Source organism: Streptomyces niveiscabiei (assembly GCF_001419795.1).
GTDB lineage: Bacteria > Actinomycetota > Actinomycetes > Streptomycetales > Streptomycetaceae > Streptomyces > Streptomyces niveiscabiei.
Genome location: NZ_LIRL01000970.1, coordinates 1 through 1,538, shown reverse-complemented (window position 1 = coordinate 1,538; position 1,538 = coordinate 1). Strand labels below are relative to the sequence as shown.

Here is a 1,538-nt window from a genome sequence, read left to right as displayed (position 1 = left end):
GACCCCAGCCCCCTCGTCAGCCCCGCACTCGCAACCCGCCTCAAAGAACAGGGATTCGAGGTCAGACCCGTCACCGGCACCGGCCACACCATCCACCGCGACGACCACGACGCCTTCATGAACTCCCTGGACGGCTGGATCTGACCCCCGCTCCGACCACCCCGCCCCCGAAGAGACCACGATCACAACGACACCGAGGGAAAGGTCACAGCCACGCCCTCTGCTGCTCCTTCGTGCCCGTGTCCTAGCATCCGAGCATGACGGTCCTGCCTGACGACGGGCTCGAACTGGCCGCCGAATTCCCCGACGTACCCCATGAGCAGTGGCAGCGCCTGGTGGCGGGTGTCCTGCGCAAAGCGGGCAAGGACGTCGAGGGAACCGCGGCCGAGGAAGCCCTGTCCACCGCGCTGGAGGACGGGCTGAGCACCCGCCCCCTCTACACCGCGCACGACACAGCCCCCGACCCCGGCCTGCCCGGCTTCGCCCCGTTCACCAGGGGCTCGAAGCCGGAGGGCAGTACCGCAGGCGGCTGGGACGTACGTCAGCGTCATACGTCGCCGGACAACGCGGCCGTCCTGACCGACCTGGAGAACGGCGCCACGTCCCTGTGGCTGACCGGCATCCCGCCACAGGACCTCGCCCCGACACTGGAGGGCGTGTACCTGGACCTGGCCCCGATCGTGCTGGACGCGGGCGCCGAAACAGCCGAGTCGGCAAGGGAGTTGCTGCGCCTGTGCGACGCGGCGGGCGTCGCGCGGGAGGCGGTGCGGGGCAACCTGGGCGCGGACCCGCTGGGGTTCGAAGCGCGCACGGGCGAGCGGGCTGACACCCCGTCGGCGGACCTGGCCCGCCTGTGCACCGACGAGTACCCGGGCCTGCGCGCCCTGATGGTGGATGCGCTGCCCTACCACGAGGCGGGTGGTTCGGCGGCCCAGGAACTGGCGTGCTCCCTGGCCACGGCGGTCGCCTACCTCCGCGACCTGACGAACTCCGGCCTGACGGTCGTTCAGGCATGTGCCCAGCTGGAGTTCCGGTACGCGGCGACGGCCGACCAGTTCCTGACGATCGCGAAGCTGCGGGCGGCCCGCCGCCTGTGGTCCCGCGTGACGGACGTCTGCGGCGCCCCGTCTCCCCAGCTCCAGCACGTGGTCACGTCTCCGGTGATGATGGCGCGTCGTGATCCGTGGGTGAACATGCTGCGGACGACGGTAGCGGCGCTCGCGGCGGGCACGGGGGGCGCGGACGCGGTCACTGTCCTCCCCTTCGACGAGCCCCTCGGCCTCCCGGACGCGTTCGCGCGCCGCATCGCCCGCAACACCTCCACGATCCTGATCGAGGAATCCCACCTGTCCCGCGTCATCGACCCGGCGGGAGGCTCCTGGTACGTGGAGCGCCTGACGGACGAACTCGCCCACGCCGCCTGGGAGTTCTTCCAGGGCATCGAGCACGACGGCGGCCTGCCGGCGGTCCTGCGCTCGGGCCGCCTGGCCGACGACCTCGCGACGACGTGGGCCGAACGCTCGAAGAAGCTCGCCAAG

1 protein-coding gene is annotated in these 1,538 nt (G+C 71.4%); it reads left to right on the top strand.

Going from position 1 to position 1,538, the window contains the following annotated elements; translation table 11 throughout:
* Positions 1-257 precede the first annotated feature (257 nt).
* The coding region (locus AOK24_RS38000) for a methylmalonyl-CoA mutase subunit beta (protein WP_055724498.1) at positions 258-1,538 on the top strand (1,281 nt) is incomplete at its 3' end.